This is a genomic window from Ornithinimicrobium sp., assembly GCF_051004135.1.
GTDB lineage: Bacteria > Actinomycetota > Actinomycetes > Actinomycetales > Dermatophilaceae > Ornithinicoccus.
Genome location: NZ_JBPCKQ010000151.1, coordinates 1 through 21,221, shown reverse-complemented (window position 1 = coordinate 21,221; position 21,221 = coordinate 1). Strand labels below are relative to the sequence as shown.

The 21,221-nt window shown below is 71.5% G+C and carries 27 protein-coding genes; 12 read left to right on the top strand and 15 right to left on the bottom strand.

The annotated features are described in order from the left end of the window. The first annotated feature begins 98 nt into the window (after positions 1-98). The 9 genes from ACR2FV_RS10325 to ACR2FV_RS10285 are packed head-to-tail and all read left to right on the top strand — an operon-like array spanning position 99 to position 5,567. Complete coding sequence (locus ACR2FV_RS10325) at positions 99-569, top strand: hydrogenase maturation protease (protein WP_434015612.1); 471 nt, start codon at positions 99-101, stop codon at positions 567-569. Position 570: 1 nt separating this feature from the next. Further along, positions 571-894, top strand: coding sequence for a HypC/HybG/HupF family hydrogenase formation chaperone (locus ACR2FV_RS10320; RefSeq protein ID WP_434015611.1), 324 nt, complete (start codon positions 571-573; stop codon positions 892-894). Beyond that, the gene (locus ACR2FV_RS10315) at positions 887-1,681 is read left to right on the top strand and encodes a DUF6390 family protein (protein ID WP_434015610.1); all 795 of its coding nucleotides are present in this window, start codon (positions 887-889) and stop codon (positions 1,679-1,681) included. Before ACR2FV_RS10320 ends, ACR2FV_RS10315 begins: the two co-directional genes overlap by 8 nt. Then, positions 1,678-2,856, top strand: a complete 1,179-nt coding sequence (locus tag ACR2FV_RS10310) for an ABC transporter substrate-binding protein (RefSeq protein ID WP_434015609.1) — start codon at positions 1,678-1,680, stop codon at positions 2,854-2,856. Before ACR2FV_RS10315 ends, ACR2FV_RS10310 begins: the two co-directional genes overlap by 4 nt. Next, positions 2,846-3,922, top strand: coding sequence for a FecCD family ABC transporter permease (locus ACR2FV_RS10305; RefSeq protein ID WP_434015608.1), 1,077 nt, complete (start codon positions 2,846-2,848; stop codon positions 3,920-3,922). The genes ACR2FV_RS10310 and ACR2FV_RS10305 overlap by 11 nt, the downstream gene beginning before the upstream one ends. Beyond that, on the top strand, positions 3,915-4,703 hold the full coding sequence (locus ACR2FV_RS10300) for an ABC transporter ATP-binding protein (protein ID WP_434015607.1): 789 nt from the start codon (positions 3,915-3,917) through the stop codon (positions 4,701-4,703). Before ACR2FV_RS10305 ends, ACR2FV_RS10300 begins: the two co-directional genes overlap by 8 nt. Beyond that, positions 4,700-5,107, top strand: coding sequence for an alcohol dehydrogenase catalytic domain-containing protein (locus ACR2FV_RS10295; protein WP_434015606.1), 408 nt, complete (start codon positions 4,700-4,702; stop codon positions 5,105-5,107). Before ACR2FV_RS10300 ends, ACR2FV_RS10295 begins: the two co-directional genes overlap by 4 nt. After that, positions 5,059-5,355, top strand: coding sequence for a zinc-binding dehydrogenase (locus tag ACR2FV_RS10290; RefSeq protein ID WP_434015605.1), 297 nt, complete (start codon positions 5,059-5,061; stop codon positions 5,353-5,355). Before ACR2FV_RS10295 ends, ACR2FV_RS10290 begins: the two co-directional genes overlap by 49 nt. Beyond that, complete coding sequence (locus tag ACR2FV_RS10285) at positions 5,274-5,567, top strand: zinc-binding dehydrogenase (protein ID WP_434015604.1); 294 nt, start codon at positions 5,274-5,276, stop codon at positions 5,565-5,567. The genes ACR2FV_RS10290 and ACR2FV_RS10285 overlap by 82 nt, the downstream gene beginning before the upstream one ends. A gap of 12 nt (positions 5,568-5,579) precedes the next feature. Here ACR2FV_RS10285 and vapC read toward each other — a convergent pair whose 3' ends face one another. The 4 genes from vapC to recO all read right to left on the bottom strand — a co-directional run bounded on the left by vapC (position 5,580) and on the right by recO (position 7,852). After that, entirely contained in the window at positions 5,580-5,981 is a 402-nt protein-coding gene (gene vapC, locus ACR2FV_RS10280) for a type II toxin-antitoxin system VapC family toxin (RefSeq protein WP_434015603.1), read from the bottom strand. Continuing rightward, positions 5,978-6,190 carry a type II toxin-antitoxin system VapB family antitoxin gene (locus tag ACR2FV_RS10275; RefSeq protein WP_434015602.1) on the bottom strand — a complete coding sequence of 71 codons (213 nt, stop codon included), beginning with the start codon at positions 6,188-6,190 and terminating at the stop codon, positions 5,978-5,980. Before ACR2FV_RS10275 ends, vapC begins: the two co-directional genes overlap by 4 nt. 112 nt (positions 6,191-6,302) lie before the next feature. Beyond that, the gene (locus ACR2FV_RS10270) at positions 6,303-7,079 is read right to left on the bottom strand and encodes an isoprenyl transferase (protein ID WP_434015601.1); all 777 of its coding nucleotides are present in this window, start codon (positions 7,077-7,079) and stop codon (positions 6,303-6,305) included. Then, positions 7,076-7,852 (bottom strand): DNA repair protein RecO, encoded by a 777-nt coding sequence (gene recO, locus ACR2FV_RS10265; RefSeq protein ID WP_434015600.1) that lies wholly within the window; start codon positions 7,850-7,852, stop codon positions 7,076-7,078. The genes ACR2FV_RS10270 and recO overlap by 4 nt, the downstream gene beginning before the upstream one ends. 86 nt (positions 7,853-7,938) lie before the next feature. Between recO and ACR2FV_RS10260 the strand changes: the two genes are divergently transcribed. The 3 genes from ACR2FV_RS10260 to ACR2FV_RS10250 all read left to right on the top strand — a co-directional run bounded on the left by ACR2FV_RS10260 (position 7,939) and on the right by ACR2FV_RS10250 (position 9,784). Continuing rightward, positions 7,939-8,580, top strand: a complete 642-nt coding sequence (locus ACR2FV_RS10260; RefSeq protein ID WP_434015599.1) for an alpha-ketoglutarate-dependent dioxygenase AlkB — start codon at positions 7,939-7,941, stop codon at positions 8,578-8,580. 557 nt (positions 8,581-9,137) lie between these two features. Then, positions 9,138-9,281, top strand: coding sequence for a hypothetical protein (locus ACR2FV_RS10255; protein ID WP_434015598.1), 144 nt, complete (start codon positions 9,138-9,140; stop codon positions 9,279-9,281). A gap of 5 nt (positions 9,282-9,286) precedes the next feature. After that, positions 9,287-9,784 (top strand): AAA family ATPase, encoded by a 498-nt coding sequence (locus tag ACR2FV_RS10250; RefSeq protein WP_434015597.1) that lies wholly within the window; start codon positions 9,287-9,289, stop codon positions 9,782-9,784. Positions 9,785-9,982: 198 nt separating this feature from the next. Here ACR2FV_RS10250 and ptsP read toward each other — a convergent pair whose 3' ends face one another. The 11 genes from ptsP to ACR2FV_RS10195 all read right to left on the bottom strand — a co-directional run. Then, positions 9,983-12,505: a phosphoenolpyruvate--protein phosphotransferase gene (gene ptsP / locus ACR2FV_RS10245; protein ID WP_434015596.1), complete on the bottom strand. Its 2,523-nt coding sequence runs from the start codon at positions 12,503-12,505 to the stop codon at positions 9,983-9,985. A gap of 8 nt (positions 12,506-12,513) precedes the next feature. Next, the gene (gene dhaL / locus ACR2FV_RS10240) at positions 12,514-13,137 is read right to left on the bottom strand and encodes a dihydroxyacetone kinase subunit DhaL (RefSeq protein ID WP_434015595.1); all 624 of its coding nucleotides are present in this window, start codon (positions 13,135-13,137) and stop codon (positions 12,514-12,516) included. Further along, a complete protein-coding gene (gene dhaK / locus ACR2FV_RS10235) occupies positions 13,137-14,141 on the bottom strand; it encodes a dihydroxyacetone kinase subunit DhaK (protein WP_434015594.1) in 1,005 nt (334 codons plus the stop codon). Before dhaK ends, dhaL begins: the two co-directional genes overlap by 1 nt. A 46-nt stretch (positions 14,142-14,187) precedes the next feature. After that, positions 14,188-15,111: a GTPase Era gene (era, locus tag ACR2FV_RS10230; protein WP_434015593.1), complete on the bottom strand. Its 924-nt coding sequence runs from the start codon at positions 15,109-15,111 to the stop codon at positions 14,188-14,190. Beyond that, on the bottom strand, positions 15,108-16,517 hold the full coding sequence (locus ACR2FV_RS10225; protein ID WP_434015592.1) for a hemolysin family protein: 1,410 nt from the start codon (positions 16,515-16,517) through the stop codon (positions 15,108-15,110). The genes era and ACR2FV_RS10225 overlap by 4 nt, the downstream gene beginning before the upstream one ends. Before the next feature lie 39 nt (positions 16,518-16,556). Further along, positions 16,557-17,063 carry an rRNA maturation RNase YbeY gene (gene ybeY / locus ACR2FV_RS10220; protein WP_434015591.1) on the bottom strand — a complete coding sequence of 169 codons (507 nt, stop codon included), beginning with the start codon at positions 17,061-17,063 and terminating at the stop codon, positions 16,557-16,559. Further along, positions 17,060-18,091: a PhoH family protein gene (locus ACR2FV_RS10215; protein ID WP_434015590.1), complete on the bottom strand. Its 1,032-nt coding sequence runs from the start codon at positions 18,089-18,091 to the stop codon at positions 17,060-17,062. Before ACR2FV_RS10215 ends, ybeY begins: the two co-directional genes overlap by 4 nt. Before the next feature lie 112 nt (positions 18,092-18,203). Continuing rightward, on the bottom strand, positions 18,204-18,560 hold the full coding sequence (locus ACR2FV_RS10210) for a histidine triad nucleotide-binding protein (RefSeq protein ID WP_434015589.1): 357 nt from the start codon (positions 18,558-18,560) through the stop codon (positions 18,204-18,206). Further along, positions 18,557-19,912: an MFS transporter gene (locus ACR2FV_RS10205; protein WP_434015588.1), complete on the bottom strand. Its 1,356-nt coding sequence runs from the start codon at positions 19,910-19,912 to the stop codon at positions 18,557-18,559. The genes ACR2FV_RS10210 and ACR2FV_RS10205 overlap by 4 nt, the downstream gene beginning before the upstream one ends. Continuing rightward, positions 19,909-20,652: a 16S rRNA (uracil(1498)-N(3))-methyltransferase gene (locus tag ACR2FV_RS10200; RefSeq protein WP_434015587.1), complete on the bottom strand. Its 744-nt coding sequence runs from the start codon at positions 20,650-20,652 to the stop codon at positions 19,909-19,911. The genes ACR2FV_RS10205 and ACR2FV_RS10200 overlap by 4 nt, the downstream gene beginning before the upstream one ends. Then, positions 20,649-21,221: DnaJ C-terminal domain-containing protein (locus ACR2FV_RS10195; protein WP_434015586.1), on the bottom strand; the 573-nt coding region annotated here is incomplete at its 5' end. The genes ACR2FV_RS10195 and ACR2FV_RS10200, both read right to left, overlap by 4 nt.

Sequence of the window (21,221 nt, the reverse complement as noted above, 5' to 3'; positions counted from 1 at the left end):
GCAACCCGCCGAGGAGATGCCCGAGACCGACCTCGACGACGACCGCGTCGGGCCCGCACACCATCCCGGCACCGACCGCGCCGAGGACCAGGGCTGACGTGTCACCACGGGTGCTCGTGGCCGGGATCGGCAACCTGTTCATGGGCGACGACGGCTTCGGCCCCGAGGTGGTCCGCCGCCTCGCTGGCCAGGCCAGCCTGCCCGAGGGCGTGCGGGTGGTCGACTACGGCACCCGGGGGATGCACCTGGCCTACGACCTGCTCGACGGCTACGACGCTCTGGTGCTGGTCGACACGCTGCCGGGCAGCGGGGAGCCCGGTGACGTGACCGTGCTCCACGTCGGCGCCGAGGACCTCGGTTCCGGCGACTTCGACCCGCACGGGATGGCGCCTGCGGCGGTGCTGGCCAGCCTGGACCGGCTCGGCGGGACCCTGCCCCCGACCTACGTCGTGGGTGCCCAGCCGCTCAGCCTCGAGGAGCGCATGGAGCTGTCCACCCCGATCGAGGCCGCCGTGCCCGAGGGTGCCGACGTGGTCCTGCGGCTGCTCACCGAGTTGGAGGTGGTCTGAGATGTGCCTCGGCATTCCCGGTCGGGTCGTCGAGATGATCCCCGGTCACGCCGATCAGCTGGCCCTCGTCGACGTGCTCGGCGCCCAGCGGCCGATCAACCTCGGCATGCTCGACGACCCGCCGGTGCAGCCCGGCGAGTGGCTGATGATCCACATGGGCTTCGCCCTCGAGCGAATCGACGAGGCCGGCGCCGCCGGTGCGCTGAGCGGTCTGCAGCTGGTCGGTCGCCCGCTCGAGGACAGCCCACCCGCCTACGAGGACAGCTCCCGTTCGAGAAGGCAGACCGCCCGCTTACCCACCGACGAGGGGATCCACGATGCCTGAGGTGCTGACCAGGACGGTGCCGGGGCCGGTGCTGTTCGCCCGGTACGCCTTCCCGCCCAACTCGCGGGGCTTCTGCGGACCGGCCGACCACGCCGAGTTCTGGGGGTATGGCGTGGCAGGGGTCGACGACGGAGGGCTGCGGGCGATGTCGCAGCAGTTTGTCGGTGCCTGGCCCTACCTGCAGCTGATCGCCGGTGCCACCGGACTGAACGACCCGCTGGACCGCCGGGTGGTCGAGGCCTACTGGATCGGCAGCCCCAGGCTGGAGCGGATCGCGACCAGGGCCATCGGCGACTCGATGCAGGAGCGGTTCCGGCACATCGCCGGGCCACGCTTCTCCTCCCTCACCGAGGGAGTGCTGGCCGGAGGCGTGCCGCACCACAGCTTCGCGGTGTTCTGCATCTACCCCTACACCGGCCTGCTCACCGACCGGCGCAAGGCCGACCACGCGCTGACGGTGCTGGACCGGTGCCGCATCCGCTGGGGCCAGGTCCAGTCCGTCCTCGGTGACCAGGTTGTGGTGCGCTCCCAGCCGCTGACCTGGGACGGCGCCCGACTCGAGCTCGGCGCACCGCACACCGAGACCGTGACCCAGTCCGTGGACGGCGTCTCCATGGTGACCCCCTGCCAACCCGGGGACTGGGTCTCGCTGCACTGGGAGTGGGTGTGCGACCACCTCACCCGCAGCCAGGTGCGCTATCTGCACGGCTACACCCTGCGTCACCTGCAGATCGTCAACGACCGGGACACCGCGTCCGTGGTCCCTCCGATGCTGGGTGAGTCATGAGCCCGCAGGGTGGGGCGCCGATCCGCCGACGCAGTCTGTTGCGGGGCGCGACCCTGCTCGCCGTCGGCGGCTCGGCGACCCTGGCCGGCTGCGGCGACACCTCAGGCGGGGTCAGCGGCGCCTCCCCGGCGGAGAAGGGGGAGACCGAGGGCCCGGGTGGCATCACCGTCACCGACCAGCGCGGCGCGACCATCTCGCTGGTCGGACCGGCGCGGCGGATCGTGACCCTGCCGATGCCGGCCGCCGCGCTGCTGGTCGCCGTCGACCAAGGGGCGGAGCACCTCGTCGGCATGCACGACGCCTCCTGGGTCGCCATGAAGGACGGGATCATGGGCGAGATGTTCCCCGACGTCCTGGACATCGCCCACGACATCGCCGGCCAGGACTTCGCGCCCAACGTGGAGAGCGTCGTCGGGCTCGAGCCGGACCTGGTCATCCAGTGGGGGGAGATGGGTGAGGAGGTGATCACCCCGCTGGAGAACGCGGGGCTGCAGGTCGCTGGGCTCACCTACGGCGGCCAGCAGGAGCTCACCGCCTGGATCACCTTCTTCGCGACAGTGCTGGGCAAGCCCGAGCGCGGCGCCGAGATCAACACCCGGATGGAACAGGACCTGCAGACCATCCGCGCCTTCGGTGAGGCACGTCGCGGGGGCGGCCCGCGGATCCTGTACTTCAACCGCTTCGCCGAGGGTCTGACGGTGGCGGGCAACGAGACCTACAACGACTTCTACATCGACCTCGTCGGGGGCACCAACGTGGCCTCCGGCGACGGCGGCGCCCCCGGGTCCGGCATGGTCGAGGTCGACCGGGAGCAGGTCCTCGCTTGGGATCCCGAGATCGTGCTGCTGGGGAACTTCGACGATGCCCTGCCGCAGGACCTCTACTCCGACAAGGTCTGGGCAGGCCTCAGCGCGGTGCGCACCCGGCAGGTCTACAAGGTCCCGCTCGGTGGCTACCGGTGGGACCCGCCCAGCCAAGAGTCCCCCCTGCTGTGGCGCTGGCTCTCCCAGCTGGTCTTCCCCGACGACTCGGGCGACTCCAGCCTGCGCACCGACATCGTCGACCAGTTCGACTTCCTCTACGGCCAGCAGCCGACGCCGGCCCAGATCGACACGATGCTCTGGAGCGAGGCCAACGCGTCGTCGGCCCACTACGAGCAGTTCCATGCTTCGTGAGCGGGACCCCGGTCTGCGAAGTCGGCTCAGCGGCACGCGTTCGGCCGAACCACGCCCGCCGCGGGTCGCGCCGATCCTGCTGTCCGCCCTGCTGCTGAGCATCGTCGCGGTGCTGGCGCTGGGAGTCGGCCGGTATGACGTGTCGTTCCCGCGCGTCGTGCAGATCCTGCTCGCCCAGGTCACCGGGGCCGGCACCGACGGCAGCACCGAGGCCAACGTGGTGGCCTTGGTCCGGCTGCCCCGGGTGCTCCTGGCCCTCCTGGTCGGTGGCGGGCTGGCCATCGCCGGGGCGGCCCTGCAGGCGACCTTCCGCAACCCGCTGGTCAGCCCGGAGATCATCGGAGTCTCCGCCGGGGCGTCGCTGGGCGGGGCCTTGGCGCTGCTGCTGGGACTGGGGTCGGTGCTGCTGGTCGGCAGTGCCTTCGCCTTCGGGATGGCCGCCCTGGGGGTGCTGTTCGCGGTCACCGTCAGCCGGCACGGGACACCGATGCTGATGGTGGTGCTCGGGGGCGTGGTGACCGGGTCGCTGTTCTCAGCGCTGGTCTCGCTGGTGACCTACCTGGCCGACCCCTACACCGAGCTGCCCGCCATCGTCTTCTGGCTGCTGGGCAGCGTGGCCACCGCGACCTTCGCCAAGGTCGGGATCGCGCTGGTGCCGATCCTCGGCGGGACCGTCCTGCTGCTGCTGCTGCGGTGGCGGATCAACGTGCTGTCCCTGGGCGACGAGGACGCCGCCTCGCTCGGCGTGCGGCCCGGCGTGCTGCGCTGGGTGGTGCTGAGCGCCTCCGCACTCGTCGTCGCCGGTGCCGTCGCGGTCAGCGGAGTGGTCAGCTGGGTGGGCCTGGTGATCCCACACCTGGCCCGGATGTGGGTCGGCCCCGACCACCGCATCCTGCTGCCGGTCAGCTTCGGGCTCGGCGCGGCATACCTGATCGTCGTCGACACCCTGGCGCGCAGCGTGACCGCCGGGGAGGTGCCCCTGGGGGTGCTGACCGCGCTGATCGGGGCGCCGGTCTTCCTGCTGCTGCTGCGGCACCATCGCGACCGGATCTGGGACCGTGCTTGAGCTGGCCGGCGTGGGCTACGCCTACCCCCGCCGGGACTGGGTGCTCCGCGGTGTCGACCTGCAGGTGCGCCGTGGCGCCGTCACCGCGGTGCTGGGTCCCAACGGCCGGGGCAAGACGACCCTGGTGCGCTGTGCTGCGGGGCTGCTCCGTCCCGGCGAGGGCACGGTCCGCCGCGACGGTGACGTCGGCTTCGTGCCCCAGGCCCGGACCGGCGCCTTCGCCTACCGGGTGATCGACATGGTCGTGATGGGCCGGGCCCGCCAGGTCAGCATCTTCGGCACCCCCGGCCGGGAGGACCTACGGGCAGCCCGGCGAGCCGTGGAGCGGGTGGGCATCGCCTCGTTGCAGGACCGCCAGTTCCCCACGCTCAGCGGTGGGGAGCAGCAGCTCGTGCTGATCGCTCGGGCCATCGCCGCCGACTGTCCCTACCTGGTGCTCGACGAGCCGTCGACCGGCCTGGACCTGCACAACCAGTCGCGGATTCTCACGCTGGTCCGCGAGCTGGCGGACCAGGGTCTGGCCGTGCTGTTGACGACGCATCACCCCGACCATGCGCTGCACGTCGCGGACTCGGTGGTGCTGATGCGGGGTTCGACCGGGGTCCGCTCGGGCAGCGCCGCCGAGCTGCTCACGGACGCGGCACTGTCGGAGCTCTACGGCCTCCCGGTGCGCATCATCACCTACCGGCGAGCGGGCGGCACCGGCCGGGTGATCGTGACCGAGCACGATCAACCCGTCTCCCCAGCGGCACCCCCCCTGTCCGCCGGGTTGCCCCGGTGAAGGCTGCGGTCCACACCCGCTACGGCCCCCCGGAGGTGGTCCGGGTCATCGACGTGCCCGCCCCGGTGCCCGGCGAGCACGAGCTCCTGGTGCGCGTCCACGCCACGACCGTCAACCGCACCGACTGCGGCTTCCGCTCCGCTCGCCCCTTCTTCACCCGAGCGTTCACCGGTCTGCGCCGCCCCCGTCAGACGATCATGGGTTGTGAGTTCGCCGGCGAGGTCGTGCAGACCGGCGCCTCGGTGTCCGCCTTCAGCGTCGGGCAACGCGTCCTGGGGTATGTCGAGGGCAGGGATCGCACTACGCCCTCGCCTTCATCCGCACCTCCGGCGTCCGGGCCGGCCAGGCGGTTCTCGTGCACGGAGCCACCGGGGCGATCGGCTCGGCCGCGGTACAGCTGTTGAAGGATGTCGGAGCGACAGTCACCGCAACCTGCACCACGCCCTACCTCGATCTCGTCCGCCCGCTCGGGGCAGACCGCGTCATCGACCACTCGACCACGGACTTCACCCGGGATCGCCACCAGTACGACCTGGTCATGGACACCGTCGGCAACAGCACATTCGGCCGGTGCCGTCGGCTGCTGCGGCCGGGGGCATCTACCAGTCCTCGGACCTCGGCCCGTGGGTGCAGAACCCGCTCCTGGCGCTGACCTCACCGCTGTTGCGGGGCCGTCGGGTGATCTTCCCGTTGCCGAGGGAAGGCCAGGCGATCACCGAGCACCTGCGGGACCTGCTGGCCACGGGAGCCTTCACCCCGGTGGTGGACCGGCACTACGCTCTGGCCGACATCGTCGAGGCCTACCGCTACGTCGAGACCGGCCAGAAGGTCGGCAACGTCGTCATCGACGTCGCGTCGACCTGACCCGAGCCCAGATCACTGCGGGTGGTGGACCTGCAGGGTCGTGCAGGCGGCGATGCGCTCGAAGTCCTTGTCGCGGTGCAGGATCGCCGCATCGTGGGTGACGGCGACGGCAGCAATCAGGCAGTCGTTGACGGCGCGGACCGTGTGACCGTCGGCGCGGACGGCTCGGTAGATCGCTGCAGCGTGGCGATAGTGGGTCGCGGGGTGGGTCTCCAGGGAGACGAGCCCGTCGACCAGGCGCTCGACCGAGGCCAGCTGGGCGGGCCCCGCACCAGCGAGGAGTTCCATCGCGATCGGCTCGCACGTGGCCAGCACCCCGGGGTCGACACGGACGAGTCGGTGCAGCTCGCCCACCGGCCGCGTGGAGGCACCTCGCAGATAGTCCACCCAGACGGAGGTGTCGACCAGGATCACGCACGATCCCCGAGGTCGTCGTCCCGGATCTGATCGAGGTCACCGTCCCAGCCCGAGCCGGCCAGGCCCACCAGGAAATCGGTCGAGACCGGCTCGCCGACGAGGCGCCGGAGGGCCAGGTCGACAGCCTCACGCTTGGTCCGGACACGGTGTCGCCGCATCACCTCGGCCACGAGCGAGTCATCCAGGTCGATGTTGGTGCGCGACATACACCTACGTTACACCTGGGGTGCACCAGCAAGACCATGCGTCCGACGACGCTTCACTCGTGGGTTCGCTGCCGGGTCGAGACACCAGGCGCGAGGCGTCCGGCAGGGGGGATCAGGAGGTGGGCACGTCCACGGCGCCGCCGTAGCGGCGGTCCCGCTCGGCGTAGATCTGGATCGCCCGCCACAGGTCGCGACGGTCGAAGTCGGGCCACAGCGTGTCCAGGAAGACCATCTCTGCATACGCGCTCTGCCACACCAGGAAGTTGGAGGTCCGCTGCTCCCCCGAGGACCGCACGAACAGGTCCACGTCGGGCAGGTCCGGGTGGTAGAGGTGCCGGGCGATGGTGCGCTCGTCGATCCGTCGCGGGTCCAGCGCTCCTGCAGCGACCTGTTCGCCGATCTGCCGCACGGCGTCGCCGATCTCGGCGCGACCCCCGTAGTTGACGCAGAAGTTGAGGGTGACGACGTCGTTGTCCTTGGTCATCTCCTCGGCGACCTGCAGCTCCTTGATCACCGAGCGCCACAGCCGCGGCGCCCGGCCGGACCAGCGCACGCGCACGCCCCAGCTGCTCATCTCGTCGCGGCGGCGGCGGATCACGTCACGGTTGAAGCGCATCAGGAAGCGCACCTCATCGGGCGAGCGGCGCCAGTTCTCGGTGGAGAACGCGTAGGCGCTGATGTGCCGCACGCCGATCTCGATCGCCCCGGCCATCACGTCCAGCAGGGACGCCTCGCCACGCTCGTGACCCACGGTGCGGGGCAGACCACGAGCGTTGGCCCACCGGCCGTTGCCGTCCATCACGATGGCCACATGCTGCGGCACGAAGGCCTTCGGGATCGGCGGCGGGGTGGCGCCGCTGGGGTGCGGGAAGGGCGGGGCGTAGCTCACGGTGCGCGCTCCAACGGTGCCTGTTGCACCGGCGTCCGCTCCACCGGCGTCCGCTCTACCAGGCGCAGCGCGCGCACCCCGCGCTCCAGGTGCCACTGCAGGTATGCCGCCACGAGGCCGCTCGCCTCGCTGCGCTGCCTTGGTCCGCTGGCGTCAGCCTCGACCCAGTCACCGGTCTGCAGCGCCCCCAGAAGCAGCAGCGTCTCCGGTGCGGGCGAAGCGGAGCCGGACGGACGGCATACCGGGCAGACCGCGCCACCAACCGCGACGTTGAAGGCACGGTGCGGTCCGGTCGCTCCGCACCGGGCGCAGTCATGGAAGCTGGCGGCCCAACCGGCGATGGCCATCGCGCGCAGCAGGTAGGAGTCGAGCACCATCCGCGGCTCATGCGCACCGGAGGCCAGGGAGGCCAGGGCACCGGCCAGCAGCACGAAGTGCTGGACCGCGACCTCACCCTCCTCGGTGAGCTGGTCGGTGGTCTCCAGCATCGCGTGCGCCGCGGTCCACGCCGGATAGTCCTGGGCGATGGCCTCGCCGTAGGGAGCGAGGCCCTCGGCCTGGGTGACCGTGTCGAGGTTGCGACCCTCGTAGCACTGCACGTCGACGACCATGCCCGGCTCCAGCCGCGCGCCGAACTTCGACTTCGTCCGGCGCACCCCCTTGGCCACGGCGCGGACCTTGCCGCGACCGCGGGTCAGCAGCGTGACGATGCGATCGGCCTCACCGAGCTTGTGGGTGCGCAGCACGATGGCGGCGTCCCGGTAGAGCGGCATGTGCTCATTGTCCCCCGCCCCGGGTGGAAGCGTCGACGCGGCGCGCAGGGGTGCGGGGAGGCGCCCGACCCGCTATCCTCGAACACATGTCCATATTGCTGCAGGGCTCGTTGCTGGATCTCACCGACGACGTGGGACTGCGCCCCCTCGGCGAGGCGGGGCAGCGCACTCATCTCTCCTCCGGTGCCTGGATCGACGTGCAACCGGGCTGGGTGACCGGCTCCGACGAGCTGTTCGCCCGGCTCGCGCTCGACGGGCCGGCCGGGGTGGAGTGGCACGGTGAGCGCCGCCAGATGTATGACCGTGTGGTCGACACCCCGCGGCTGCTGCGGTTCTACGACGAGCGGGAGACACTGCCCGACCCGGTGCTGACCCGGGCGCGCGACGCACTGAGCGCGCACTATGCCGAGGAGCTGGGTGAGGGCTTCGCCACGGCCGGGATGTGCCTCTACCGCGACGGGCGCGACAGCGTGGCCTGGCACGGCGACCGGTTCGGCCGAGGCAGCGACCGGGACACGATGGTGGCGATCGTCTCGGTCGGCGCACCCCGGGCACTGGCCTTCCGGCCCCGCGGCGGTGGTCCGGGCACCCGCTACGTCCTGGGTCATGGCGACCTGCTGGTGATGGGCGGGTCGTGCCAGCGCACCTGGGACCACGCCGTGCCCAAGACCAGCCAGACCGTCGGACCGCGCATCAGCATCCAGTTCCGTCCCCGCGGCGTCCGCTGAGCGCAGCGCCAGTGGCCGTCCCCAGCCGTAGCGAACTACCGTGGCTGCATGGTGCTTCGCTTCGAGCCCAACGCGTCTCACGCAGGATGGTTCGCGGAGTCGGACGACCCATGTGAGGACCTCTGCTCCCTCGGCCCGAGCGGCTACGCCCGCTACACGAAGGTGCGCCACCGGTTGCAGCGGGGCGCCGACCCCGGCGATGACCGGAGCCTCGCGGACGTCGAGGGGGACCTGGCGCCGGAGACACTGGCCGCCGTTGCCGCGATCCTCGGCGGGCACACCACCACACCGCAGGACTGCTTCTTCGCTCTGTGGGAGGGGTTCGCCGAGATCTGGGGCAGCCCGGCGGTCGGTCGCCTGACCTGGGGTCGACGATGGCGACGGGGCGCTGAGAGCACCATTGCACCCGCGTTCCCTCCAGAGGTCCTCTCCGGTCCGCGGCTGAGCATCCCCACCCGGGACTACCTGCTCTTTCGGGGCCCGCTGGCGCAGGCCGGTCAGTGGGGCGCCGCCGACCTGGCCGGACGGGCGCGGGCGATCAACAGCCCCAACCTGATGTGGCCGAGCGACCGTTCGTGGTTCGTGGCCACCGAGATCGACTTACCTGGACCGTCGTCGGCGGAAGCGCCGAGCTCATGGCGGACCTGCTGGCCGACCCCTCCCTCGACGCCGAGGCGGTCGATCGCTCCACCGCATACTGAGCAGTATGACGTCGCGTGCCTCCCTGCCGGCGGTCCACCTGCTGGCCGGACTCAACGGCGCAGGCAAGACCACGCACGCGCGGCGGCTCGAGGCAACGACGCCAGGCGTGCGGTTCACGCTGGACGAGTGGATGCTGCGCCTGCACGACCTGCGCTTCGACGACGAGCGCTACCCCGCACTGGCCGAGGGCTGCCGTGAGCTGATCTGGGACATGGCCCGCCAGGTGCTGCGTGGCGGCACGGACGTGGTCATGGACTGGAACCACTGGAGCCGAGATCGTCGTCGGCAATCGCGCGAGATGGCCATCGCCGCAGGCGGTGTCCCGCTGCTGCACTGGGTGCAGGTGCCGATCGAGGTGGCCATTGCCCGATCCGGACAGCGCAACAGGGCGAGCGATGAGCACGCTCACCGCTTGGACGAGCCAGGCATCAGGCACCTCGCCTCGATCTTCGAGGAGCCGGGCGACGACGAGGACATGCCGGTGCTCGTTGTCAGGCTCTGACCGTGCTCGATCCACCGCCGACCATCTACTTGCTTCGGGTCACTCGGGATCTCGCGCCTCCGTGAACCCTCGAGACAGACCATCGCCTACAACACAGACCGTCGCCCTACAGCGCGATGTTGTGTATCCCAGGCGATGCTCGGTCATTCACGGCGACGTGTCGCTGCGCTCACGTGCACGGTCCGCGCAGCCGATGGCTCAACGAGCCAGCAACGCGCGGACTTCGGCGGCGGAGTCGCAGCGCAGGGCCCGGTCGGCCAGATCCTGCAGGTCCACCAGGTTGTGCCCGCGCAGGGCGGCTTTGACCTCGGGCACGGTGACCGCCGTCGCGCTCAGCTCGTCGACACCCAGGCCGACCAGCAGGCCTGCCACCAGCGGGTCACCGGCGGCGGCACCGCATACCCCGACCACGACACCCTCGGCGACCTCCTCGCACAGCGTGCGGATCAGGCGCAGCACGGCCGGGTCGACGGGGTCGAGCAGCCAGGCCAGGGAGTCGTTGCCGCGCTCCACGGCCAGGGTGTACTGGGTCAGGTCGTTGGTGCCCACGCTGACGAAGTCGAGCCGGCTCGTGAGCGCCTCCGCGCGAAGGGCCGCCGCGGGGACCTCGATCATGATCCCCACCCCCAGGCCCTCCGGGCGACCGGGACCGCTGCGGGCCGCGGCCTCGTCGAGCCGGTCCAGTGCCCAGTCGACCTCCTCCACCGTGCCGATCATCGGGAACATCACCTGCACCGGGCGGTCCCGGGCCACCCGGCACACGGCATCGAGCTGATCCACCAGCAACGCAGCATGCTCGCGGAAGGAGCGCAGACCGCGCACCCCGAGGAAGGGGTTGGCCTCCGGCTGCTGGGTCATGAACGCCAGCGGCTTGTCGGCGCCGATGTCCCAGGTGCGGATCGTCAGCGGCGCTCCACCCATGGCCCGGGCAACATCGTTGAGGGCGTGCACCTGCTCGGTGACAGTCGGCGCCCGGTCCCACCCGTCGAAGAGCACCTCGGTGCGCACCAGTCCGGACCCCTCGGCACCCTGCTCCCGGGCATGCCGGGCCTCCTCCGAGTCGCTCACGTTGGCCTTGACGACCACCCGGTGACCGTCCGTGGTCACGGCCGGGGCGCCGGCGTGGACCTGCGCCTCCCGACGGATCTGCCCACGCTCGTCCAGCAGACGCTCGAAGCTCGCCCGCTCATCAGCATCCGGATCGACCACGAACGTCCCGCGCCGTTCGTCGAGGGCGACCACGGTGCCGGTGGGCACCGCGGCCCGCTCCCCCAGCCCGGGCAGCACGGGCACTCCTCGCGCCCGGGCGATCAGGACGCCGTGCCCGGTGTCTCCCCCACGGAGCGTCGCCACGCCCAGCACCCGGTCAGGATCCAGCACGATGGCCGTCGCGGGATCGAGCTCGTCGACCACCAGGATGCCGAGTGCCTGGGGGTCCGCTTCTGGCAGCCCCAGCAACGCTCGCTCGACGCGGTGCATCGCGCTGCGCACGTCCTGCGCCCGGTCGCGCTGATAGGAGTCGGACAGCGTCTCGAACTCGCGGGCGACGCGCTGGGTCGCCTCGTGCCAGGCACGTGCCGCCGACAGCCCCTCGCGGACCCCGTCGTAGGCGGGGCCGATGAGCGAGGGGTCCTCGAGCAGCACGACGTGCGCTCGCATCATCTCGGCGGCGTCGGTCCCCTCAGCTCCGTCCGCCAGCGCCATGAGGTCTGACCCGGCAGTCTCCAGGGCCCGGTCGAGCCGCTCGCGCTCGCGGGCCGGCTCGCCACTGTCCTGGTATGCCGTGAGGTCGGGTGCGACCGTGCGGCGCAGGGCCGGTCCGATGGCGGCCCCCAGACCTGAGCCCACGACCCACGGGGAGCGCCGGGGCGTGGGCCGTGGTCGCCCGGCAACAGCGGCGTCCGCCCGGTCGCCGAAGCCCGCCGCGGCCAGCTGCTCGAGGTCGTCCACCACCTGCTGTGCGTCCGGGCCGCCGACCCGGAACTCGACCCGGTGCCCCTCCAGCACCCCGAGCCGGGCCACGGCGCTGAGGCTGCGCGCGTCGACGGGCCTCTGCCCCGTCTCCACGTTGCTGACCCGGACCCGAGCGCTCGGATGACGGTTGACCAGCGCGACGAGCCGGGCGGCGGGGCGGGCATGCAGCCCGTGCGGGGTGTCCACGCTCACCTGCAGACGCAGCTCGGCGTCGTCAGCCACCGTGTCAGCCGCGACCTGCGGTTCGTCGCCGGGAAGGTCTGCTGCTGATCTGCTGGTGGCATCGGCGGCACCGTCGGCAGGGAACGCCGCCCCGTCCTGGGGTTCGAGGTCACCCACGTGGTCGCGCTTGGCGTCCAACCCGCGGGCTGCCTCGGCGGCGACGCCCATGACATCCACACCCGCTGCAGCCGTGACCGCAGCCGCGACCAAACCCTCGACCAGGGGGGCGCTGGACAGCCGGGTGCGTCCGGCCACCTCGGCGTCCACCAGCTCCAGTGCCATCTCCGCGGAGAGCACGGCGCTGCCAAGGTCCACCAGCACCAACACCCCGTCGCCGGCCGAGGCCGCATCGGCCCGGCCGATCGCCTCGGCGACGGCGGTGGCGTCGGTGCCGGTCGTGGTCTCATCCAGCCCTGCGGCGACCTCGATGACCGGGCCCGAGCCGTCCTGGACCATCTCCCCGGCCAACGCCGCGGCGGCCGCTCCGAGGGCACGGCTGTGACTGACCACGACGATCCCGATCATGGGTCGTCTCAGGCCAGGCTGCGTGCGGCGGACTCCAGCAAAAGGGTGGTGCTGGTGGCGCCGGGGTCCTGATGCCCCTTACTACGCTCCCCCAGGTAGCTGGCGCGTCCCTTGCGGGCGACCAGGTCGATGGTCGCGTCCCGGCCTTCGGCGGCTCCCTGCGCCGCCGCCTGCAGCGCAGCGCGCACCTCGCCTCCCTGGTCGGCGGTATTGCGGTAGGCCTCCAGCGCCGGCGACCATGCGTCATACATCGTCTTGTCGCCGAGCTCGGCCTTGCCGCGGGCGAGCACCCCCTGCACGCCGGCGCTGAGCGCCTCGCCGAGCTCGGCGGTGCCGGCATCCTGGACCTCGGCGAGCGGACCGGCCATCCGGAGGAAGAAGGTGCCGTAGAGCGGGCCGGACGCGCCACCGACGGTGCTGACCAGGGTCATCCCCACCTTCTTGACGTAGGCCTCGATCGAGCCGAAGTCCTCCTGCGCGAGCGCGGCGACCGCGGCGGTGCCCCGGGCCATGTTGCTGCCGTGATCGGCGTCGCCGATGACCCGGTCGAGCTCGGTCAGCTCCTCGGCCCGGTCGGCGACGACGGAGGCGAAGTCGGACATCCAGGCATGGAAGGCGGCGAGGTCGGCCATCAGATCCCCCAGCGCAGGCCGGGGGTGTTGACCGGGGCATCCCACAGCCGGACCGTGTCGTCGTCGGCTCGCAGCAGCGTCACGGAGCAGCCCGCCATCTCCAGGGACGTGATGTAGTTGCCGACCAGGGATCGGGCCACCCCGATGCCGGCACCGTCGAGGATCCGGGAGACCTCGTGATACATCAGGTAGAGCTCGATCAGCGGGCTGCCGCCCATCCCGTTGAGCAGCACGATCACGTCCTCACCGCGGTCCAGGCCGAGGTCGGCCACGACGGGCTCGACGAGCAGCTGCGCGATCTCGGCCGCCGGAGCCAGGGCTCGGCGCTCCCGGCCCGGCTCGCCGTGGATGCCGACGCCGATCTCCATCTCGTCGTCCGCGAGGTCGAAGGTCGGCTTGCCGGCTGCGGGCACGGTGCAGGAGGTGAGCGCCATCCCCATCGAACGGCCCGTCTGGTTGATCTTGCGAGCCAGGTCGGCGCAGTCCTGCAGCGAGCGACCCTCCTCGGCAGCGGCTCCCACGATCTTCTCCAGCAGAACGGTGACCCCCACCCCGCGCCGGCCGGCCGTGAAAAGCGAGTCCTGCACGGCCACGTCGTCGTCGGTGACTACCGAGACGACCTCCACCCCGGCATCTGCGGCGGCCAGCTCGGCCGCCATCTCGAAGTTCATCACGTCACCGGTGTAGTTCTTCACGATGTGCAGCACCCCGGCGCCGCCGTCGACGGCGCCGGTCGCGGCCATCATCTGGTCGGGCACCGGGGAGGTGAACATCTCGCCGGCGCAGGCGGCGTCGAGCATCCCCGGGCCGACAAACCCTCCGTGCAACGGCTCGTGCCCGGAGCCTCCGCCGGAGACCAGCCCCACCTTGCCCTGGCTGGGGCCGTCGGCGCGATAGACGATCTTGAGGTCGTGGTCGACGCGAAGCCGGCCGGGGTGCGCGGCTGCCATGCCGAGCAGCGCCTCGGCGACCACATCGGCGGGGTCATTGATGAGCTTCTTCACAGGTCTCACTCAACCACGTCGCCGGTGCGCTGACCAGAGGATCTCTTCAAAATCCGAGTCGCTGCAGGGCTTTGGGGTCACCCTGCCAGTCCTTGGCCACCTTGACGTGCAGGTCGAGGTGGACCCGTTGACCGAGCAGCGCCTCGATGCCCCGCCGTGCCTCGGTGCCGACGTCGCGCAGCCGGGAGCCGCCCCGGCCGATGACGATGGCCTTCTGGCTCGGTCGCTCCACGAACACGTGGACCCGGACGTCCATCAGCGGGCGGTGCGCGGGCCGATCCGGCCGGGGCACCATCTCCTCGACGACCACGGCCAGGGAGTGCGGCAGCTCGTCACGGACACCCTCCAGCGCGGCCTCGCGGACCAGCTCGGCGATCATCACGACATCTGGCTCGTCGGAAAGCACATCGTCGGGATACATCGCCGGCGCCTGCGGCAGGTAGGACACCAGCACGTCCGCCAGCTCCTCCACCTGGTGCCCCCGCACGGCCGAGCAGGGCACAATCTCGGCCCAGTCGCCGAGCTTGTCGATCGCCACCAGATGCTCGGCCACCCGGTCCCGGCTCACGGCGTCGGACTTGGTGGCGATGGCCACGACCGGCACCCGCTTGACTTGCTGGAGGTGGGCCAGGTCGGCGGCGATGAACGCATCACCCGGGCCGGAACGCTGGTCGGCCGGCAGGCAGAAGCCGATGACGTCGACCCCCAGCAAGGTCTCCCGCACCACGTCGTTGAGCCGCTGTCCCAGCAGGGTGCGCGGGCGGTGCAGCCCCGGCGTGTCCACCAGCACCAGCTGGGAGTCGGGGGTCGAGCGGATGCCCCGGATCGCGTGCCGGGTGGTCTGCGGCTTGCTGGAGGTGATCGCCACCTTGTGCTGCACCAGGGCGTTGGTCAGGGTCGACTTGCCGGCATTGGGCCGCCCGATCAGGCAGGCAAAACCGGAGCGGTATGCGGTGTGCTGCTCGCTCATCGCCTCATCCTCTCTCGGCCCTGCTCCGGCGTCCGGCTGACCGCGCTGGAGTCGGCGGCGGTGGCTCCGGATCTGGTGTCGCCGTTGACGCCGGCGACGTGCTCCTCGTCCTGGGGAGCCGCCTCGTCGGGTGCGTCCTCATCCTGGTCCGGCTCGTCGAGCTCGCGGACGAGCACCGTGGCCACCCGACGGCGCCGACCGGCCATCCGCTCCGCCGTGAGCTCCAGACCCGCGACGTGCCCCACCGAGCCGGCGATCGGCACCATCCCGAGGGTGGCCGAGAGCAGCCCACCAACACTGTCGACGTCCTCGGTGTCGATCTCGACGTCGAACATCTCGGCCAGGTCGTCGACCGGCAGGCCGGCCGGCACCCGGACCCGGCCGTCCTCGAGCTGCTCGACCTCAGCGACGTCCCGGTCGTACTCGTCGGTGATCTCGCCGACGATCTCCTCCAGGACGTCCTCGATGGTGATCAGGCCCGCCGTGCCGCCGTACTCGTCGATGACTACCGCAAAGTGCAGCCGCTGCTGCTGCATCTCGCGCAGCAGACCGTCCACCGCTTTGCTGTCCGGCACCCGGCTCACCGGGCGCATGATCTCGGTGACGTTGACCGAGGCCGCGCGCTCGCCGTGCGCGTTGACCTCCCGGGCGGTGTCCTTGAAGTAGAGCACCCCGAGCACGTCGTCGCTGCCCTCACCGATCACCGGCACCCGGGAGAAGCCGGAGCGCAGGAACAGCGACATAGCCTGCCGCAGCGTGCGGTCCTTGGCGATGGTCACCATGTCGGGGCGCGGCACCATGAGCTCGCGGGCCACGGTGTCGCCCAGCTCGAAGATGGAGTGAATCATCGCCCGCTCACCGGCCTCGATGACCGAGCTCTCACCGGCCAGGTCGACCAGCTCGCGGAGCTCGGCCTCGGAGGCGAACGGACCCTCGGCATACCCTCTGCCCGGCGTCATCGCGTTGCCGAAGGTGACCAGCAGCTTGGCCACGGGCCCGAGCACGGTGCGCAGGAGCGACACGACGGGTGCGGCGACCAACGCCACACTCTCCACGTGCTGGCGCCCGAGCGTGCGTGGGGAGACCCCGACGGCGACGAAGGAGACCACGACCATGATGGCCACCGCGATCAGCGCGGTCTGCCAGTGGCTGTCGGTCTGCGTGTCGACCGCGACGGCGACGGCCACCGCGACCAGCGCCTCGGCGGTCACCCGGACGAAGGTGGCGACGGCAAGGTAGGGGGCGGAGTCCTGCACGATCCGCAGCAGGGCTGGGGCGGACCGGCGGCCCTCCTCGACGAGCTGGGCCGCCCGGGGGCGGGACACCCGCTGCAGCGAGGTCTCCGCAGCGGTGAGCAGCGAGGCGATGACGGTCGCGGCGAGCGCGACGAGGATCAGGGTGGCCATGGTGTGGGTCTCGGTGTCGTCTTCGGTGTCGGTGGTGGCTCAGGCGGGGCCGGGCCGCGCCGCGGGGGCCGCGGTGGTGGTGCGGCCCCGCTGCGCGAGGTAGGTCAGCAACAGGGTGCGCTGCAGGTCGAACATCTCGTGCTCGCCCTCGGGGTCGGCGTGGTCGAAGCCGAGCAGGTGCAGGATGCCGTGGGTGCTCAGCAGCAGGATCTCGTCGGCCACCGAGTGACCGGCCTGGGCGGCCTGCCTGCGGGCAACCTCCGGGCAGAGGACCACATCGCCGAGCACACCCTCGGCGCTGGTCCCCTCGTCGGCCCCAGGCCGCAGCTCGTCAATCGGGAAGCTCATCACGTCCGTCGGCCCGGGCAGGTCCATCCACTGCTGGTGCAGGGCCTCCATCGCGGCCTCGTCGACCAGGCTGAGGGCCAGCTCGGCACGCGGGTGCACCTGCAGCTGGTCGAGCACATAGCGCGCCAGGTCGTGCAGCTCCTGCTCGGGGACGGGGCTGGGCACCACCCCCGACTCGTTGAGGATCTCGATGCTCACCGGGCGGTCCGCGCCGGGCGCGGTCGCTCACTGGCTCGGGCATCCTCCTCGTGCCGCCCGTAGGCGTCCACGATGGCGCTGACCAAGCGGTGCCGCACCACGTCCTGGCTGGACAGGTCGGCGAAGTGGACGTCGTCGACCCCGTCCAGGATGTCCTTGACCACCCGCAGCCCCGACGTGGTGCCGCCGGGCAGGTCGACCTGGGTGACGTCGCCGGTGACCACCATCCGGGAGCCGAAGCCGAGCCGGGTCAGGAACATCTTCATCTGCTCGGCCGACGTGTTCTGCGCTTCGTCGAGCACGATGAAGGCGTCGTTGAGGGTGCGTCCGCGCATGTAGGCCAGTGGTGCGACCTCGATCGTGCCGGAGGCCATCAGACGGGGTATGGAGTCGGGGTCGACCATATCGTGCAGCGCGTCGTAGAGGGGGCGCAGGTAGGGGTCGATCTTGTCGTTGAGAGAGCCGGGCAGGAAGCCGAGTCGCTCCCCCGCCTCGACGGCGGGTCGGGTCAGGATGATCCGGTTGACCTGCTTGGCCTGCAGCGCGGCCACGGCCTTGGCCATCGCCAGGTAGGTCTTACCGGTGCCGGCCGGGCCGATGCCGAAGACGATGGTGTGCTTGTCGATGGCGTCGACGTAGTGCTTCTGGCCGAGCGTCTTTGGCCGGATCGTGCGCCCGCGGTTGCTGACGATGTTCATGGTCAGCACGTCGGCGGGCCGGTCCGCGGACTGGCCGCGCAGCATACCGATGGACCGCTCGACGGCGTCACGGTTGAGCGGCTGACCTGCCTCGACGATCGCGAGCAGCTCGTCGATCAACCGCTCCACCAGGGCAAGGTCACCGGGCTCGCCGACCAGCCGGAACTCGTTGCCGCGCACGTGCACGTCGACCTCGGTGAAGTTGCGCTCCATCGTGCGCAGCAACTCATCCCGTGGCCCGAGCAGGGTCACCATCGCCACCTCGGGCGGGATGACGACAGTGTGCGTCGGGGTAGGCGTGGGCTCCTCCTGCGGCGATAGGTCGGTCATAGGACACCCAGTCTACCCGCCGTTTGTGTGCGGCCGACGATGCTGCCGTGTGCTCCGTGCTGTGCTGCAGCGCAGCATTGAGCACACAAACCAACACACGCCCGAGCGGGACCTACCGTTGCGCAGGCTGGACGAGCGGCCCCAACCGCTCACCGCCGAGGACGTGCAGGTGCACGTGCGGCACCTCCTGCCCGGAGTCCGGGCCGACGTTGCTGATCACCCGGTAGCCGGACTCGGCGATCCCCTCCTGCTGGGCAACCTGACCGGCGACGACGGCGAGGTCTGCCGCCCCCTGCGCGTCGACCTCGGCCAGTCCGGCGAGGCTATCGTGGTGCTCCCGAGGGATGACCAGCACGTGCACCCGGGCATGGGGGGTGATGTCGCGGAAGGCCAAGGTCGTCTCGGTCTCCAGCACCACCTCGGCCGGGATCTCACCGGCGCCGATCCGGCAGAAGAGGCAGTCGCTCATCCTACGACCCTAGCCCGGGACCGGGTCGCCGTCAGGAGCGCCAGCGCGGCGGCGAGCAGTCCGACCAGGGTGACCGCGCTGAACGCCATCCGTGCTGAGTCGGCATACATGCCGGCGAAGGCGGCACCAGCGCCGGCCAGGACCAGGGCGCTGGCCAGGGACTCGCTGACCTGGAGCGCGGAGGAGTTGGCGCCGACCCGGGCCGGCGGTGACAGCCGCAGCGTCATCAGGGAGGTCGTGGGATAGGCGAAGCCGACCCCGAGCGAGGCCCAACCCCAGATGACCAGCACGGTCCAGCCCGGCCAGTCCAGCACCACGGAGGCCACGAGCAGCACGGCGGCGATCAGGGTGAGGGCGCAGCCGCCCACCAGCAGCCGGGAGCGGTCGCCGTGGTCGGCCATCCGGCTCTGCCCCCAGGAGCCTGCAGCCCACGTGAGCGAGCCGACCGCGAGGACCCCGCCGGCAGCGGTCGGGGTGTAACCGTGCAGCTGCTGCAGCAAGAGCGGCAGGTAGGCCTCGGAGGCGATGAACGAGGCCCCGATCAGCCCCCGGGCGGCGACCACGGAGGGCAGTCCACGCCACAGCCGCACCGTGCCGGCGGGCAGCAGCGCCGCGGCCGCGACCACGAGCAGCACGACCACCGGGACGCCGAAGAGGACCTCCCCCGCGCTCACCTGCTCACCGGCGAGGTTGAGGGCGGCGACGCTGAGCGCCGCAACGAGGGCCCAGACGATGGTGGCGGGGCGCAGGTAGGGCGCGTCACCGGTCGGCGCGGTCCGGGCCAGAGCCGGCCGCAGCGCCCACAGCGCGAGCAGGGTCAGCGGCACCACCCCGAGGAAGACCCAGCGCCAGCCCAGCTGCTCGGTCACCGCGCCGGCGAGCACCGGTCCGGCCAGGCCAGGCACCACCCAGGCGGCGGCCAGCAACGAGAAGACCTGGGGTCGCAGGGCGTCGGGCATGGTCTGGGCGATCACGACATACACCGCGACCCAGGCCAGGCCACTGCCCAGCCCCTGCAGTCCGCGGCCGATGACGAAGATCTCCATCGTGGGCGCCAGCCCGGCGACCAGCAGACCAGCGGCGAAGGCCAGACATCCACTCACCACGGAGCGCGCCGGGCCTTGATGGTCCGACCACCAGCCGCCCAGGATCATCCCCACGATGCTGGCCGCGACCGTCGCGGCGAAGGCCAGGGCATAGAGCCCGAGCCCGTCCAGCTCCTCCGCGACGGTGGGCATGGCGGTGCCCACAGCGATGTACTCCAGCGCGAGGATGACCACCAGCCCGGTCGCGCCGATGCTGACCGCGCGCAGATCGGGGTGGAACAGGCCTGGGGTGTCCGGCTCGGTCACTTCCAGCGGGCCTGCGCGGACAGCACCGCGATCGCCGCAGACCCGGCGGTGCAGGTGCGCAGCACAGTCGGGCCCAACCGCACGGCCCGGGCACCGGCCCCGGTGAAGGCGGCCAGCTCGTCGGGCGTGATGCCGCCCTCCGGACCCACGACCAGCAGCACCTCACCGTGGTCAGGCAGCGTCGCCTCAGCGAGGGGCTCGGTGGCCTCCTCGTGCAGCACCAGGGCCAGGTCGGCGGCGGCGATCCGCTCGGTCACGGTATGCCGGTCGGCCAGGTCACCGAGCTCCGGCACCCGGGCACGGCGGGCCTGCTTGGTGGCGGCGATCAGCGTCTGGGCCCACTTGCGCTGCCCCTTGGCGGCCCGGTCACCGCGCCAGCGCACGATGCTGCGCTCGGCCTGCCAGGGCAGCACCGCGTCGAGCCCCAGCTCGGTGCCGATCTCGATGGCCAGCAGGTCACGGTCGCCCTTGGCGAGGGCCTGGACCAGGGTGAAGCGCGGGTCGGACGCCGGCTCGTCGGTGAGCGCCTCGACGGCCGCGTCCACGGAGGTCTTGCCGACCGTGGTGACCGTGCAGTGCGCGAGGGCGCCACTGCTGTCGGCCAGCAGCACCGGCTCGCCCGTCCGCAGGCGAATGACCTCCGCGGCGTGCCGGCCCTCCGGACCGTCGAGGTGCAGGGCTGCCCCCGCCGCGACACCGGAGAGGGACCCCTCGGGCAGCAGGAACAGCGGGGCGCTCACCGCCCGCTGAACGCTTCCTTGAGCTTGCCGAAGATGCCGCCCTGCGCCGGGGCCATCTGGCCCTGGGGCCGGGACTCTCCCCGGGAGGCCGCGAAGTCGGTCAGCATCCGGCGCTGCTCCTCGTTCAGCCGGGTCGGCACCTTGACGTCGAGGTGCACGACCAGGTCACCGCGGTTGCCGCCACGCAGGTGGGTCACCCCCGCACCGGGCAGGGTGATGGTGTCCTGCGGCTGGGCACCGGAGCGCAGGTCGACCTCGGTGGGGCCGTCCATGGTCTCCACGGTGAGCGTCGCCCCCAGGGCAGCCGCGGCCATCGGCACCTCGATCGAGCAGTGCAGGTCATCACCCCGGCGCTGGAAGGTGTGGTGCGGGCGGATGGCGATCTCGACGTAGAGGTCGCCGGCCTCCCCCCCGGCCGGGCCGACCTCGCCCTCGCCGGACATCCGGATCCGGGTGCCGGTGTCGACGCCGCCGGGCACCTTGATGGTCAGGTCACGACGGGTGCGCACCCGGCCATCGCCAGAGCAATCGAAGCACGGGTTCTCGATCACCTCGCCATACCCCCGGCA

Coding starts and splice junctions, on each gene's coding strand:
- ACR2FV_RS10320 (WP_434015611.1), top strand. CDS start 571: ATGTGCCTCGGCATTCCCGGTCGGGTCGTCGAGATGATCCCCGGTCAC.
- ACR2FV_RS10315 (WP_434015610.1), top strand. CDS start 887: ATGCCTGAGGTGCTGACCAGGACGGTGCCGGGGCCGGTGCTGTTCGCC.
- ACR2FV_RS10310 (WP_434015609.1), top strand. CDS start 1,678: ATGAGCCCGCAGGGTGGGGCGCCGATCCGCCGACGCAGTCTGTTGCGG.
- ACR2FV_RS10305 (WP_434015608.1), top strand. CDS start 2,846: ATGCTTCGTGAGCGGGACCCCGGTCTGCGAAGTCGGCTCAGCGGCACG.
- ACR2FV_RS10275 (WP_434015602.1), bottom strand. CDS start 6,190: ATGTCGCGCACCAACATCGACCTGGATGACTCGCTCGTGGCCGAGGTG.
- recO (WP_434015600.1), bottom strand. CDS start 7,852: ATGCCGCTCTACCGGGACGCCGCCATCGTGCTGCGCACCCACAAGCTC.
- ACR2FV_RS10260 (WP_434015599.1), top strand. CDS start 7,939: ATGTCCATATTGCTGCAGGGCTCGTTGCTGGATCTCACCGACGACGTG.
- ACR2FV_RS10250 (WP_434015597.1), top strand. CDS start 9,287: ATGACGTCGCGTGCCTCCCTGCCGGCGGTCCACCTGCTGGCCGGACTC.
- ptsP (WP_434015596.1), bottom strand. CDS start 12,505: ATGATCGGGATCGTCGTGGTCAGTCACAGCCGTGCCCTCGGAGCGGCC.
- dhaL (WP_434015595.1), bottom strand. CDS start 13,137: ATGGCCGACCTCGCCGCCTTCCATGCCTGGATGTCCGACTTCGCCTCC.
- era (WP_434015593.1), bottom strand. CDS start 15,111: ATGAGCGAGCAGCACACCGCATACCGCTCCGGTTTTGCCTGCCTGATC.
- ACR2FV_RS10225 (WP_434015592.1), bottom strand. CDS start 16,517: ATGGCCACCCTGATCCTCGTCGCGCTCGCCGCGACCGTCATCGCCTCG.
- ACR2FV_RS10215 (WP_434015590.1), bottom strand. CDS start 18,091: ATGACCGACCTATCGCCGCAGGAGGAGCCCACGCCTACCCCGACGCAC.
- ACR2FV_RS10210 (WP_434015589.1), bottom strand. CDS start 18,560: ATGAGCGACTGCCTCTTCTGCCGGATCGGCGCCGGTGAGATCCCGGCC.